Annotated in this window: 13 protein-coding genes and 2 tRNA genes; 5 read left to right on the top strand and 10 right to left on the bottom strand. The window is 54.3% G+C overall.

Going from position 1 to position 14,590, the window contains the following annotated elements:
* Positions 1–258 precede the first annotated feature (258 nt).
* From tig to C5Y44_RS10095, 3 genes are all read right to left on the bottom strand, one after another.
* On the bottom strand, positions 259–1,629 hold the full coding sequence (gene tig / locus C5Y44_RS10105) for a trigger factor (RefSeq protein ID WP_105324836.1): 1,371 nt from the start codon (positions 1,627–1,629) through the stop codon (positions 259–261).
* A 142-nt stretch (positions 1,630–1,771) separates the two neighbouring features.
* A tRNA-Pro gene (locus C5Y44_RS10100) sits at positions 1,772–1,845 on the bottom strand.
* A gap of 484 nt (positions 1,846–2,329) precedes the next feature.
* A tRNA-Gly gene (locus C5Y44_RS10095) sits at positions 2,330–2,404 on the bottom strand.
* 298 nt (positions 2,405–2,702) lie between these two features.
* On the opposite strand from C5Y44_RS10095, the gene C5Y44_RS10090 reads away from it, so the two are divergent.
* Together C5Y44_RS10090 and C5Y44_RS10085 are read left to right on the top strand one after the other, a co-directional pair.
* Positions 2,703–3,533 carry a hypothetical protein gene (locus tag C5Y44_RS10090; protein ID WP_105324835.1) on the top strand — a complete coding sequence of 277 codons (831 nt, stop codon included), beginning with the start codon at positions 2,703–2,705 and terminating at the stop codon, positions 3,531–3,533.
* Positions 3,534–3,655: 122 nt separating this feature from the next.
* Positions 3,656–4,519 (top strand): aldo/keto reductase, encoded by an 864-nt coding sequence (locus C5Y44_RS10085; RefSeq protein ID WP_105324834.1) that lies wholly within the window; start codon positions 3,656–3,658, stop codon positions 4,517–4,519.
* A gap of 106 nt (positions 4,520–4,625) precedes the next feature.
* On the opposite strand, the gene C5Y44_RS10080 is transcribed toward C5Y44_RS10085, so the two are convergent.
* On the bottom strand, positions 4,626–5,108 hold the full coding sequence (locus C5Y44_RS10080; RefSeq protein ID WP_105324929.1) for a ribose-5-phosphate isomerase: 483 nt from the start codon (positions 5,106–5,108) through the stop codon (positions 4,626–4,628).
* A gap of 118 nt (positions 5,109–5,226) precedes the next feature.
* Entirely contained in the window at positions 5,227–5,850 is a 624-nt protein-coding gene (locus C5Y44_RS10075) for a DsbA family protein (RefSeq protein WP_105324833.1), read from the bottom strand.
* A gap of 91 nt (positions 5,851–5,941) precedes the next feature.
* On the opposite strand from C5Y44_RS10075, the gene pepN reads away from it, so the two are divergent.
* Positions 5,942–8,479, top strand: a complete 2,538-nt coding sequence (gene pepN / locus C5Y44_RS10070) for an aminopeptidase N (protein ID WP_105324832.1) — start codon at positions 5,942–5,944, stop codon at positions 8,477–8,479.
* 28 nt (positions 8,480–8,507) lie between these two features.
* On the opposite strand, the gene C5Y44_RS10065 is transcribed toward pepN, so the two are convergent.
* From C5Y44_RS10065 to C5Y44_RS10055, 3 genes are all read right to left on the bottom strand, one after another.
* Positions 8,508–8,855 carry an SdpI family protein gene (locus C5Y44_RS10065; protein ID WP_105324831.1) on the bottom strand — a complete coding sequence of 116 codons (348 nt, stop codon included), beginning with the start codon at positions 8,853–8,855 and terminating at the stop codon, positions 8,508–8,510.
* A gap of 6 nt (positions 8,856–8,861) precedes the next feature.
* Positions 8,862–9,563: an SDR family oxidoreductase gene (locus tag C5Y44_RS10060; RefSeq protein ID WP_105324830.1), complete on the bottom strand. Its 702-nt coding sequence runs from the start codon at positions 9,561–9,563 to the stop codon at positions 8,862–8,864.
* Positions 9,564–9,641: 78 nt separating this feature from the next.
* Positions 9,642–10,805 carry a cystathionine gamma-synthase gene (locus C5Y44_RS10055; protein ID WP_105324829.1) on the bottom strand — a complete coding sequence of 388 codons (1,164 nt, stop codon included), beginning with the start codon at positions 10,803–10,805 and terminating at the stop codon, positions 9,642–9,644.
* A gap of 288 nt (positions 10,806–11,093) precedes the next feature.
* Here C5Y44_RS10055 and C5Y44_RS10050 point away from each other — a divergent pair, with 288 nt between their 5' ends.
* On the top strand, positions 11,094–12,131 hold the full coding sequence (locus tag C5Y44_RS10050; RefSeq protein WP_105324828.1) for a mechanosensitive ion channel family protein: 1,038 nt from the start codon (positions 11,094–11,096) through the stop codon (positions 12,129–12,131).
* Positions 12,132–12,134: 3 nt separating this feature from the next.
* Positions 12,135–12,527, top strand: coding sequence for a globin (locus C5Y44_RS10045; protein WP_105324827.1), 393 nt, complete (start codon positions 12,135–12,137; stop codon positions 12,525–12,527).
* Here C5Y44_RS10045 and C5Y44_RS10040 read toward each other — a convergent pair.
* Together C5Y44_RS10040 and ald are read right to left on the bottom strand one after the other, a co-directional pair.
* Positions 12,511–13,314, bottom strand: coding sequence for a DUF364 domain-containing protein (locus C5Y44_RS10040; protein ID WP_105324826.1), 804 nt, complete (start codon positions 13,312–13,314; stop codon positions 12,511–12,513). The genes C5Y44_RS10045 and C5Y44_RS10040 overlap by 17 nt on opposite strands.
* A 61-nt stretch (positions 13,315–13,375) precedes the next feature.
* Positions 13,376–14,461: an alanine dehydrogenase gene (gene ald, locus C5Y44_RS10035; RefSeq protein WP_105324825.1), complete on the bottom strand. Its 1,086-nt coding sequence runs from the start codon at positions 14,459–14,461 to the stop codon at positions 13,376–13,378.
* Positions 14,462–14,590 lie beyond the last annotated feature (129 nt).

Raw genomic sequence — 14,590 nt, 5'->3', positions numbered from 1 at the left:
CCTACTTAAATTTCGATCGCCCATGCGAGAAAAATAGGGCTTGTTCGCTGATAGCGTTAACCCTCCTCGAAAAATGGGTGATGAAAGTTCAACAGGTCACACCACCAGCCAGGCGGCATGTCGTTGAGGTGGTCGCCGAGCATCCTTCAATCGGTAGAGAAAGAGGGACCTAGCTGCGTAGCTAGGTCCCTCTTTATCAATCAACTAGTCCAGGTTTCCCACGGCGAAATGCCGGAAGGAATACTGCTAGACAAGGGTTTATGCCTCGTCGTTAGAGGACTCTTCTGCCTTGGAGTTGTCCTCAGCTTCTTCTTCGCCGAAGTACTGCTCAACGTCAACAACGTTGCCTGCATCGTCCTTAGCTTCGACGCGGCAGATAGCAGCTGCTAGAGCCTTGCCACGACGGACGTCGGAGAAGAGGTTGCCGATCTGGCCGTTGGAGGAGATCTGCTGGATGAACTGGTTAGGGTCCATGCCGTAAGACTGAGCGGTGAACAGGATGTGGTCGCTCAGCTCCTGCTGGGAAACCTCTGGCTCCTCAACATCAGCCAAGGTATCCAGGAACAGCTGGGTGCGTACGGACTCTTCAGCGGACTCGCGGGATTCCTTGTCGAATTCCTCGCGGGTGGTGCCCTGAGCCTCAAGCAGGCGGTTCAGCGCAGCGTCGTCGTGTGCCATCTCGCCCAGGATCTGGTGCAGCTGAGCGTGAACCTGCTCATCAACAACAGACTTAGGAAGCTCGAAGGAAACCTCAGCCAAAGCAGCCTTGAGGACCTCGTCGCGAACTGCGACAGCCTGGTCATTCTTCTTGGACTCTTCGAGGCCGGACTTGGTGTTCTCGCGCAGCTCTTCGATGGTGTCGAACTCGGAAGCCATCTGTGCGAAGTCGTCGTCGAGTTCAGGAAGCTTGCGCTCCTTGGTCTGCACGACGTGAACCTTGATGGTTGCTTCCTTGTCCTTGTGCTCACCGGACTCGATGGTTGCGCTGAACTCGTTGTCTTCTTCAGACTTCATGCCACGCAAAGCGGTGTCGAGGCCCTTGATCAGATCGTCGTCGCCAACGCGGTAGGACAGGCCCTCGGTGGAGATTTCAGAGACCTTTTCGCCGTCAACCTCAGCCTCGACGTTGATGATTGCGTAGTCGCCGGTCTTCAGCTTGCGCTTGGTGTCCTTGAGCTCACCGAAGCGGCCTGCAAGTTCTTCGAGTTCCTTTTCAACGTCTTCGTCGGTGACAGCAAGTGCTGGGACGGTGACGGAGATCTTGGAGAAGTCTGGAACTTCGATCTCTGGGCGAACATCAACCTCAGCGGTGAACTCAACGAAGTCGTTGTCTTCAACCTTAGGGATGTCGATGTTTGGCTGACCGATGACCTTCAGGTCGTTTTCGGTGACAGCCTGCTCGTAGCGGGAAGGCAGCATGTCGTTAACGACCTGCTCCAGCATTGCGCCGCGACCGAAGCGAGCGTCGATCAGCTGGCGAGGTGCTTTACCCTTACGGAAACCCGGAATTTGTACCTGCTGCGCAATCGCAGAGTAAGCCTGGTCGATTTCCTTGTCGAGCTCAGCAAACGGAACGTTGACGGTGAGCTTGACGCGGGTGTCGCTCAGCTTGTCCACGGTAGTCTTCACGAGTATTTCTCCTGATTAGTTGTCTGCATTTACTAACTGCTGCAGTGTTTAGAAATTGTCAACTGCTTAATTTACCAAACGCGTTTTACAAACAGTAAAGGGGTCTGGGAAATCCTTTACTAGGTTTCCCAGACCCCATACGTCGGGGCGACAGGATTTGAACCTGCGACCCCCTGCTCCCAAAGCAGGTGCGCTACCAAACTGCGCCACGCCCCGTATGTAGCCACCGGAGTTTGCCTCCGTGCTGCGTACGTTTGATAACTCTAGCCTAGGAAGTTTTAAAGCTACAAATCCGCCCCCATCCAAGCGGAAAATTTAACCATAACCACAGGTCAACGGCCTGTCAGAAAAATCGTGACTTTGCGTGAAAACCGTTCATTGCACCGAAATCTTCTCTAGTCCGTCAATGAAACCTGCCCTGTAATCACGCGTCCCCACCGAGTTATCGAAGAAGCATCCACATCCCCGCCTCAGTGGCTCTAATTCCCAACCAAGAGTTTCTCGCAAAGACTCCAGCTTCTTTCCCCGAATTCCTTAAAGCGAGGAACATCCCGCGAGAAACTTTAAAGTTACGCACGGGGACGATTGCAATACCCCGCCTCCGGCCTGGAGTGGGATAACCCTCCCCTTGGAAGCTAGGCAGGTGACACAAAAGAAACACCCACCTACCAAAACTGCTGGTAGGTGGGTGTTTTAAACTTGGAGGGAATGACGGGAATCGAACCCGCGTCTTCAGCTTGGAAGGCTGAGGTATTAGCCACTATACGACATTCCCACAGCGCATCAATTGATGTGCGTTAGCTATCTTAACTCACGTTGTTAATTCATTCCAAAATGACCCCACCTATTTCATAAATGACGCAGCTCACCTTGGGCGAAAGAGTCCGGACACACTAACAGCTGTTGACGCTTTCGGTGCTGATGAGCACCGCTGACTCCTACGAGCATGCCGGCTAAACCGATTATTCGATGATCTGGGCGTTTACTTCCATTGTCTGCTGGGGAACTTTAAGCTGGTAGTAGACGTTGTTCTAGACAGACAATAAAACAATTGTGGGAAGTGAACTCCAATCATGGAAGTATTATTAATTCTCGCTGTTCTCGGCGGCGGCGCTTGGTACCTTTCTTCTAGGAATTCTAAGAAGAACTTAGAAGAGCGCGAGCGTCGGGAATTTGCAGACGCGCACGCTGATGCGCAGCGCTGGACTGAGCGCCTCGGCGGTCAGGTCATGCAGATCTCTGGCACGGACACAGCATCAACGCAGGCGATGGCCGATGCTTCAGAGCGTTTTACAGCAGCGAACTCCGCGCTAGCACAGGCAACCACTACCAAGCAAGCAAAGCTCGCGCGTGAATCGGCGCTCGAAGGCATGCACTATGTTGCTGCGGCTCGAGAAATCATGGGCATGAGTGCAGGCCCTGACCTGCCACCACTAGAAGGTCAGCGTTCTGCAGGCAAGGTGACAGAAAAGCGCACCATCGAAGGTGAAAATGGTGAGTCTTTGACTGCTTCGCCATATGCCTCCGAAGAAACCCCGAACTACTACCCCGGTGGCACGGTGGCCGGCCGCCCAGTCCCAGCTGGTTGGTACTCACGCCCGTGGTGGGCAGATGCCATGGCAACGGGTGTGTGGATGATGGGCTATTCCATGATGTTCAATGCAATGTTCATGGGCATGGCCGGCGTTGGTTACTCCGGTGAGGCAGCAGCGGCTGGAGAAGTTGGAGATGCCGGCGGTGACATGGGCGATGCTGGTGGCGATATGGGCGACGGCGGCGACATGGGTGATGCCGGTGGAGACATGGGCGATGGCGGCGGCCTCTTCGGCGGCGACGGGGGCGGAGGCCTCTTTGGCGGCGGAGAAGACGGCGGCGGAATCTTCGACTTTGGCTTTGACTTCTAGTCTTTAAAATTCGCCATTTCCTGCGCCTTGTTTAAGGGACCAGTAAGCATTTTCTTTGCTCAACGCAATGAAGATGAAACTGGTCCCTTTCTCTTTGCCAATTTCCGCGTAATCTCGATGGCATGACCGAAGCACATACAACATCGGAATTTGACCCATCGATTGTCCCTACCGTCACGCTGAATGACGGAAATATTATTCCGCAGCTGGGCTACGGGGTCTTCAAAATTGACCCCGAACAGACCGAAGAAATGGTCGCAGAAGCACTCAAAGTCGGCTACCGCCACATTGATACCGCAGCCATCTACGGCAATGAAGAAGGTGTCGGCGCAGCAATTGCGAAGTCGGGCATTCCGCGTGAAGAACTGTTTATCACCACCAAGCTGTGGAATGACCGTCACGAAGACGCAGAAGCAGCCCTGCAAGAGTCCTTGGACAAGCTCGGCCTAGACTACGTTGACCTGTACCTTATTCACTGGCCATCAACTAACACCGGCAATTTCAAGGCCGCGTGGAAGTCATTGGAAAAGCTCCAAGAGCAGGGCCTTACTAAGTCTATTGGCGTGGCAAATTTCACCGTGAAAAACCTCGAAGACCTAGCCATGGTCGCCAAGGTCAGCCCAGCGGTCAATCAGATTGAGCTGCACCCTTACTTCGCGCGTTGGAAGGAAGTAGACGCCGGCCGCGTACACGGCACCAAGGTTGAATCCTGGGGCCCTCTGGCGCAGAACAAGACGGATCTTCTTGAAAACGAAGATATCGTCGCTGCGGCTGAAGCACACGGTAAAACCCCAGCGCAGGTCGTGCTGCGCTGGCACCTGCAAAATAATGTCATCGTCTTCCCCAAGACCGTCACTCCATCACGCATGCGTGAGAACTTTGACATCTTTGATTTCGAGCTCACCGACGAAGAAATGATTGCGATCAATAGCCTCGACGTAGACGAAGATGGCCGCGTCGGCGCTGACCCGGATGATTTTAGCTAAGAGCTAAAAGCTGCTAAGCATTGAAAAGCAACTGCCCGCGTAGCCACTTCCTTATCGGGAGAAACTACGCGGGCATCTTTATGAGATTTTAATCTGGTCCGAAATTCTAAGCTTCTGGTGCTTCTGGCACCTCAGGAGCGATTCCGGTGCGCTCGTACTCAGCAAGAATATCGATACGACGCTGGTGGCGTTCAGCCTGGGACCATTCCTGGTCAATGAAAGCATCAACGATAGCTAGTGCTTCTTCTGCTGAGTGCATCCGGCCGCCAATGCCGATGAGCTGGGCATTATTGTGCTCACGTGCAAGGCGTGCGGTCTCCGGCGACCATGCCAGCGCACAGCGTGCGCCCTTGACCTTGTTCGCGGCAATCTGCTCACCGTTGCCGGAGCCACCGAGCACGATGCCCAAGGAACCTGGGTCGTTGACGGTACGCAGTGCGGCTTCAATACAAAATGCTGGGTAGTCATCCTCAGCGTCATAAATGTGTGCGCCACAGTCAATGACATCGTGGCCTTGGCTGGTCAGGTGTTCTTTAATGAGATTTTTGGTCTCGAACCCTGCGTGGTCTGCTCCTAAGTAAACGCGCATGCCACCCATAATATCAATGGTTGGCATGCGCGTTGGTTCACAGGGCGAAAAGGCTCAATTCAGCACAGCCTTCGCTTGAAGAACTTTCCCCACGGAGTAGGAAACTTTTCCGGGTCTCCTACTTATTGCTGACCTGTGGCATTTCAGTACGGGAGCGCTTAATTTCGAAAAAGTATGGATACTGCGCCAGACGCACTGCGGCATCGAAGATCTCGCCGGCTTCATCACCGGTTGGGATGCGCGTAATAACTGGGCCGAAGAATGCAGTATCACCAAGTTTGATAACTGGGGTTCCCACGTCATCGCCCACAGAGGTGATTGCTTCATTGTGGAATGCACGAAGTGCCTCATCAGCATCTTCAGTGTTAGCAACCTCAGCGTAGGATGCATCCAGGCCAGCATCCGCCAAAGCTTCTTTAATTAGCTCGTCATAAGCGCCAAATCCTGTCTTGCCGCCCTGCTCTTCACCGTGCAGTTTGGTGCCCAAGATGGTGTAAAGCTCATCGACCTTGGCTGGTTCTTCAGTTGCAACCTTGGCGAAGACGCGCGCTGGTCCCCATGCTGCTTGCATCATGTTCGCGTAACCCTCATCCAAGTCACGGCCGTCGTTCAGCACGGCAAGTGACATTGGTACGAACTCAACATTAATGTCGCGGACCTTTTCTACTTCCTTAATCCAGCGGGAAGTAGCCCACGCGAATGGGCAGGTTACGTCGAACCAAAATTTCACAGACTGAGACACTGATTAAACTCCTATGCATAAGATGAATACTGTCGCCTTGTACAACACTTGAGCATATCTACAAATTCCACCTAAAGGAGCAGGAGCTTTAATGACCTCTGTAAATCTCACCCGCGATGAAGCTAAGCACCGCTCTTTATTGATCGACGTTTCCCACTATGACGTGGAGTTAGACCTGCAGGAGGAAAAATACTTTTCCTCCACGACGACCGTGAATTTTACGGTCAAAGAACCGGGCTCAACCTTCATTGATCTGCGCGCTGATGAAATCCTCGAAGCCCGCCTCAACGGCAATCCCCTGCCACTGGATGCTTATAACCCGACCTATGGCATCGCGCTTTCTGGTTTGGAAGTTGCCGAATATGAACTAAAGGTCACCGCGAAGATTGCCTACTCACGCACGGGTGAAGGCCTGCACCGCTTCGTGGACCCGGTGGATAACCAGGTGTATCTGTACACGCAGTTCGAAACCGCCGATGCCAAGCGCGTCTTTGCCTGCTTTGACCAGCCAGACATGAAGGCCACCTATTCGCTGACTTTCCATGCACCTCAAGAGTGGAAGATCATCACCAACTCCCCGGTCACCCGCGAAGGCAATACCTGGCGCGCACAGGTTGATACCCCGCTATCGACCTACCTCATTGCCTTGTGCGCAGGCCCTTACTTTGAGGTCACCGACACCTGGACCGGTGAGCTCACCGCGCACCCCGAAGGCCAGCCAGCCACGCAGCTCGAGGTCCCACTGGGGCTGTACTGCCGCGCTTCCTTGGCAGAGCACTTGGATGCGGAGCGTCTATTCACCGAAACCAAACAGGGCTTTGATTTCTACCACGCCAATTTCGGTTTCGCGTACCCCTTTGGCAAATATGACCAGATTTTCGTTCCGGAATTTAACGCCGGCGCCATGGAAAACGCAGGCTGTGTCACCATCCGTGATGAGTATGTCTTTTCTTCGCAGGCTAGCCACTACATGTATGAGCGCCGCGCGGATACCATCCTGCACGAGCTTGCCCACATGTGGTTCGGTGACTTGGTCACCATGCAGTGGTGGGATGACCTGTGGCTAAATGAGTCCTTTGCTACTTGGTCAGCTGCTATTTCGCAGGCAGAAAATACCCAATATGACACCGCGTGGGTCACGTTCGCGAATGTGGAAAAGTCCTGGGCGTACCAGCAGGATCAGCTGCCTACCACGCACCCGATTTCCACGGATGCTTCTGATATTGAGACCGTGGAGCAAAACTTCGACGGCATCACCTACGCCAAGGGCGCATCGGTGCTCAAGCAGCTGCAGGCTTATGTCGGTCGCGAAAACTTCTTCGCGGGCGTGCGCCGTCACTTCAGCAAGCACGCGTGGGGCAATGCGACCTTCGATGACCTGCTGGAACACTTGGAAGATGCATCAGGCCGTGACTTGTCGTTTTGGGCTGAAGAATGGCTCAAGACGACTGGGGTTAACACCTTGTCGGCAGAAACTGAGCAAGAAGACGGCAAGTACACCAAGTTTATCGTCAAGCAGTCCGGCGATACGCTACGCACCCACCGCATTGCTATTGGCCTCTACAGCCTGGAAGACGGTCAGGTTACCCGCTTTAAGCAGGTAGAGGCCGATATCTCTGGTGAGCGCACGGAGATTGCCGAGCTTGTCGGGGCAGATGTTGCCGAGCTAGTTTTGCTTAACGATGACGACCTGACCTACACCCTGCTGGAATTTTCCCCAGAAACCGTGGACTTTGTGGTTGAGAATATCGACAAGATCACCGACCCAATGGCACGTACTTTATGCTGGTCTACCGCCTGGGAGATGACGCGTGCAGGAACCATGCGTGCGCGTGATTTCGCGCAGTTGGTCGCCCGTGGTTTGTCGGCAGAAACTGAGCTTGCCGTCCTGGAACGTATTTGTAACCAGGCGATTGTGGCGGTTGATACTTATGCCGATCCGCAGTGGGCCAAGGAGCAGGGTTTCGCATTGCTTGCCGATGCCTTCCTAGCCGAAGCTCAGTCCGCGGAAGCAGATTCCGCCCGCACCATTGTGTTTAAGCAGGCCTTGACCAAGATTGATCTCAACGATGCAGCACGCGATTACTTGGTTGAGCTGCGCGCTACTTCTGATGACAAGGCACTGCGCTGGAAGGCTCTGGCAGCTTTGGTCGCAAACGACGCTATTGGTGCTTTCGACGAGGTCCAGAAATTGGTGGCCGAAGAGTTAGAAGCAGATAACACCGCTTCTGGCTACCAAGCTTCCCTGCGTGCGCTAGCGGCATTTAACTCCGATGCGAATAAGCGCGCTGTGTGGGATGAAATTATGTCCCTTGAGCTGTCTAACTTAGAGCTGCGCCATAAGCTTGAAGGTCTGACCATGACGGGCTCGGAGAAGCACTTGGGCTTTGCGGTCGAGGAATACTTCGCCAATGCTGAGCGCGTGTGGGATGCCGGTTCCACGGAGATTGCCCTGGGCACGGTTCAAGGTCTGTACCCATCGTGGAATGTCTCTCAAGAAACTATCGATGCCACCGATAAGTTCTTAGAAAAGCAGTTGCCAGCGGGTCTGCGCCGCGCTGTCACCGAAGAGCGCGACCGCTTAGCCCGCGCGTTGCGCAACCGCGCTATCGACAGCGCCGGCGCCTAAGTAAAGAAAAGCTTGGTCCCGCTTGGGGTCAAGCTTTTTTGTTTAATCGCGCCGCTGTTTCGGTAACCCGGCCTTTGGCCGCAAGATATAACAGCACGACCCAAGCCAGGCCACACAGCGTGACCGTTATATTCACGGTCATGTTGTGGTTAGGGCTAAGCAGCAAAATGGCTCCGGCGATTTCCGCGCCCAGGCCTCCGAGCATGACGGTCATGCCGCCGGCTGCGTGGCTGGCCTCCCATACCGCGGCAGAGGTTTGAGTTTCTGCCGTGCGAAACCCCCAGCTAGAGCCTAGTTGCAGGCGTCTTTTGCGCATCTGCAGCCCGTTGTAGATAAATAACAGGCCGACAAGAAAAAGCGCTAAAGCACTAATCATCGCGCGCTATTTCCGGTCCGCAAGCTCAATACGCGGGCGTACTTGTACCTCAGTCAGCTGGGTTGTCGGCCCGGCATCAATGACCGCGCGGATAGCTTTGGCAATCTCCACTGGCGCAATGACGTGGCTCTTATCGTAATCGCCGCTTAAGCCTTGGAACATCGCGGTATCAGTAGGTCCCGGCGCGATGGTGGTCACGCGGATGTCGTGTTCGGACTTCCGGAGGCCATCGGCAAGCGCATAGAGCGCGTGCTTGGTTGCTGCGTAGACCACGTTGTCGCCAAAGCCCCCACGGCCGGCTCCGGAGTTGATAAAGATAGCGGTGCCTTCCGCTTTGCGCAGCCCGGGCAAAAGCACGCGGGTGAGCTCAGCCGGGGCATAGACGTTGAGCTCCATATGCGCGCGCCAGTCAGAAACGCGTGCAGATTCAACGGAGAATGCCTGCGCGATAGCCGCACCGTTGACCAGTACATCAACGCGCTCTAAAGCAGGGAGTACCGCATCCATGGCATCGAGCTCTGCAGCCAAGTCCACAGCAACCGCGGTCACTGCATCACCGTGGGCTACTACTAGTTCATCCAGCTTTGCTTGGTCGCGCCCGAGTGCATACACGTGGTGATCGGATACAAGGTTGGCAACAATTTCTTTGCCCATGCCACCGGTCGCACCGGTAACGACAGCAATCTTCGAATTTTGTACTTCAGTCATAACTTCTACCCTAATGATGAAAAGACAAAAGCTGCGATAGAGCAGATATCTACCGCAGCTTTTGCCATATTCAAAGAATTAATCCAAAGCGTCTAAAGCTTGCTCAAAATCAGCGAGCAAATCCTCGATGTCTTCAATACCAATGGAGATACGCACCAGATCAGATGGTGGCACCAGCTCCGAGCCTTCAGCGGAGACGTGCGTCATCTTCTCTGGGTGCTCAATCAGCGATTCCACACCGCCCAAGGATTCCGCCAAACACACCAAGCGGGTATTCATACAGGCCTGACGGGCGTGGTCTTCCTTGTGGAAGCGCACCGACATCATGCCGCCGAATCCACGCATCTGCTTCGCAGCAATATCGTGGCCTGGGTGATCCGGCAGACCTGGGTAAAGAACCTGCTTGACCTCTGGACGCGACTGCAGATATTCCGCTACTTGTTGCGCATTGCTGCAGTGACGATCCATGCGCACTGCCAAGGTCTTGATGCCGCGGGCGGTGAGGTAGGCATCGAAAGGCGAAGATACCGCGCCGACGCAGCCCTGGAAGTAGAGCAAACGCTCATCGACGTGCTCATCATTGGTAACTACCGCGCCGCCAAGCACGTCAGAGTGGCCACCTAGGTACTTGGTGGTTGAGTGCAGGACATAATCTGCGCCCAAGGCCAAAGGACTTTGCAGGTAAGGAGTCGCGAAGGTGTTATCCACAACCACCTGCGCGTGCTGCTTGATAGCAACAACGCCTTCGATATCGGTAACCGTCAGCGCCGGGTTGGTCGGGGTTTCCAACCAAATCAGCTTGGTATTCGGCTTAATCGCAGCAGCGACTGCATCCAGGTCAGAGGTATCGACGATGGATAGCTCCAAGCCCCACTCGCCGTAGTCGTTGTTGAGCAAACGGTAGGTGCCGCCGTAGGCATCGTTGCCCAAGATGACGTGGTCACCTGGGCGCACCAGGATGCGAATCAGCGCATCGGTAGCCGCCATGCCGGAGGCGAAGACGCGTGCGTATTTCGCATCTTCTAATGCTGCCAGGGTGTGCTCTAATGAACGCACCGTTGGGTTAGCAACGCGCCCGTACTCAAAGCCACCGCGAAGTTCCGCCAGCCCGTTTTGCTCATAGGTAGTGGAGGCATAAATCGGAACATTGATGGAGCCCATGTGTTCATCTGGTTCCCAACCAGCGTGGATAGCGCGGGAGTTAAACCCACTTGCAAGCTCGCGCTTGGTTTTTCCAGACATATGCACAATCCTCCAGTGATCTCATTGTGATTTTAAATGGGCTTTCCATTCTGACCACCGCCCACTATAGACCAAGCTGTTCACTTTGATTTAAAAAGGCACGAATATTATTCACACCACAACCTGCGGCTGAAAACTTTCTACTCACAGCCCTGAAGAATTCGCGCTGGCAGCAACCATGCGCCATGTGCACACAGGAAAGAATAAGGCAGGATAATTACCATCGGGGTAGAAAATTTCCACAGAATTCGATGAACTAACTAACCGAGCGAAAGGTTGTGATCATTTTTGTCTTCATCCCCCTTATTCGCAGATGCAACCGTGCTTGCTTCTGCCAGCCCCAGCCAAGCCGTAGCTGATGTCACGAATTGGTGGGCGGATCCCGCGACCAAAGAGTGGCTGATTGAACGCCCTATCAAAATCGGCGTCATTATTATCGTCGCGCTGATTCTGCATTGGGTTTCTCGGCGCGTCATCAACAAGCTGGCGAAGTCTTCCATTGAAAAGAAGGGCACGCGCTCTAATCCCATCAATAAGATTGGGCTGCCAGGCGCACTGAGCAAGAAGCAAAAAGACAAACAAGAAAAGCAGCTTCGCTCTATTGACAAATCACGGGAAAACCGGCGCATCTCACGCATTAAAACCCTCGGTACGGTTGCAACCTCTGCCGCGGCGATTGTCGTCTGGGGTTGGGCTGCGCTAGCCATATTGGATCAGGTCGGCGTGAACATTGCTCCGCTGATTGCATCCGCAGGTGTCTTAGGTGTTGCGCTTGGTTTTGGTGCGCAGTCCTTGGTCAAGGACTTCCTCTCCGGCATTTTCATGCTGTTGGAAGACCAGTACGGCATTGGTGACACCATCGACTTGGGCGATGGCGTATTCGGTGATGTTGAAGAAATCACGCTACGCATTACCACGGTGCGCGATATGGATGGCGCGTTGTGGTACATCCGCAACGGTGAAATCTTGAAGGTTGCTAACCACTCGGATGAATTCTCTGTCGCGCGTATTCAGGTGCCCGTGGGCTTGTCTAATGACACCGAAAAGGCGTTTGAAGTCATTGAAGAGAGCGTGCAGAAAATTGCCAAGAGCCCCGAGGTTGCAGAATTGCTTCTCGATGAACCCGTGGTCAACGGCGTCTCCGACTTCCAACCGGACTATCTGTCTTTCCGCGTGACGGTCAAGACGCTGCCTGGTTCGCAGTGGCAGGTCCAGCGCATCATGCAGGGCCGCGTGTTAAATTCCATGAATGATGCAGGCGTAACTACCCCTTACCCGTATGGTATTGGTATCACTGCTCCACAACTGGAAAAGGACGAGGAATAGCTCATGACTACCCCTGGCAGCGTGTATGAAGCAATTGGTGGAATGCCTACATTCCGCAAGATTGTTTCTGGCTTTTACGCGCAGGTCCCCGACGATGACATTTTGGGCCCGATGTACCCCGAGGATGACATGGCCGGTGCTGAAGACCGTCTCGCGTGGTTTTTATCGCAATATTGGGGCGGTCCACCGCTATTTAATGAAAATCGCGGCGCGCCCCGGATGCGCCTGCGTCACGCCAAGTTCCCCATCGATATGGCAGCGCATGACCGCTGGCTGGAATTGATGAAAAATTCCCTCGACCAAATTGATGAAGAAACACTTCCGCAGGCCTATCGCCAAATGCTGTGGCAGCACATGAATCAGCTTGCAGGAATGCTTATCAATAAAGCTCCTTAAGGTCTGCGACAATGCCCCGGTAATTTGTACCCGGGCTAAATTGATCCGCGCGGAAGCCATTGTCCATCATTCCTGGAAAGCGGATAGCGCTCAACGCTTGTTCCATACCGCGCGCATCTGTGGTTACTAAACCGGCAAGGTAGTCCGCGCCGGCATCGAAAAGCACTGGGCTCAGTGGAGTACTCGGTCCCACCACCGTGGTAAAAGCGTCTTGCGATAGCTCAAGCAGCCGCGGCAGCGTTTTATTGACGATGGCTGAACCGCTCAAAAAGACAAAGTCCGCCTCCGGCAAGATGAACTCACACGCCGATGCAGGATAATCACCAGGCTGGGCATTAGTTTCGAGCATGGCAAAGTCGCTGGCTTTCTCCAACGCCGCAGGTGCAAAGGGAAAGTGCCCGACTACCGCAACTTTCTTACCGGCAACAATTTCAAAAAAGGCTTCAAATACCTGCGGATAAAATTGCCCCTCACCTGCTGGAGTAAACCCGTTGTGCCGCGCTACTTCCGGTGTAGAAAAGTGCGCATTTAGCGCTGCTGCCCCGATGGCTGCCTCGCACAAATTCCAGCTCAAGGTTAGGCGCGCAACGTCGGTGAGCGACTCGCCTTCTTGATAAGGCTTCTCTGATATCTCGGGCCGCGTAGTCCCAGCCATCGTGTATGCCAAGCCCATCGCTTGATCAGTCGTGGTAACCCGCGTCCAGTGGAATCCCTGGGATACCGCGGCAACCGGAGTATCGAGTATCTCTGCAAGTAACTTGTCGTAAAATTCCGCAGCGCTCGACATCGCTAGACCTTCTTTCTGGGCACGCACCACAACCTTGTAACCCAGCCAAGCCTAGCCTAATTTAAAGATCTAATGCCTTGCGCACCGGTTCGGAAAGAAGCTTGCCACCGCGGGCCATCAGTCCATCGCGCAAGCCACTCGAGCGCTCAAACGCGCCATCGACGCCCTCTGCAGCAATGTCGCGGACATAGTTCAACGTCGCGGTCGTCAACGCCCGGGTCGAGGTATTCGCTACCGCACCCGGCATATTAGCCACGCAATAAAATATCGTGTCGTGGACCTTAAAAGTCGGCTCAGCGTGGGTGGTTTTGCGCGAGTTTTCAAAACATCCACCTTGGTCGATAGCAACATCGACAAGCACTGCTCCAGGTTTCATATCTTTAACCATGTCTTCGGTGACCAGCTTCGGGGCAGCTGCACCGGGAATCAGCACCGCGCCGATAACCAGGTCTGCTTCCACAAGTTCTTCACGCAGCGTCACCGGATCAGAGATTTGGGTACGCACACGGCCTTGATACAAGTCATCGAAATGCTGCAAAATGCGTGGTTCCAAATCCAAGACGGTAACCTCTGCGCGCAAGCCCGTGGCCATCGCCACTGCTGAAGCGCCAACCTGGCCGCCACCAATGACAACAACGCGTGCTGGCTTGGTTCCTGGCACACCTGGCAGCAACACTCCCCGTCCGCCTTGGGTGGACATCAAATGGTGTGCACCTTCAATAACCGCCAGACGCCCCGCAACCTGCGACATGGGAGTTAACAGCGGGAGCCCGCCATGACGGTCCGTGACAGTTTCATAAGCTAACGCGGTGCAGCCGGAATCCAGCAGCGCCTGAGTCAGCTGCTTGGAGGCAGCAAGGTGCAGGTAGGTAAATAACACGAGGTCTTCGCGCAGATAGCCATATTCCTCTTCCAAAGGTTCTTTGACCTTGAGCACAAGCTGCGCGGATTCCCACACCTGCTGCGCTGAGTCCACCACCGTGGCACCGGAGTTTGCATATTCTTCATCGAAGAAGCTGGCGCCAGCACCTGCTCCTTGTTGGACTAAGACTTCATGACCATCTTGGACCAAGGTGCGAACAGACGCCGGAGTCGCCGCGACTCGACTTTCGCCATTCATTATCTCAGCGGGAATACCAATGCGCATGCTGTGCCTTTCTTAAAGGAGCGCAAGTATTCAATATCCTGCGCTGGAGCGAGGGTGGATAAAACCCACCCTACGCGCGCACAACCGGTCCGTTGGGAAAATCCAGAGAGAACTTTTGCCAGCGCAACC

It is taken from the genome of Corynebacterium sp. J010B-136 (assembly GCF_002967075.1).
Taxonomy (GTDB): Bacteria; Actinomycetota; Actinomycetes; order Mycobacteriales; family Mycobacteriaceae; genus Corynebacterium.
This window is presented reverse-complemented; position numbering and strand designations above follow the sequence as displayed.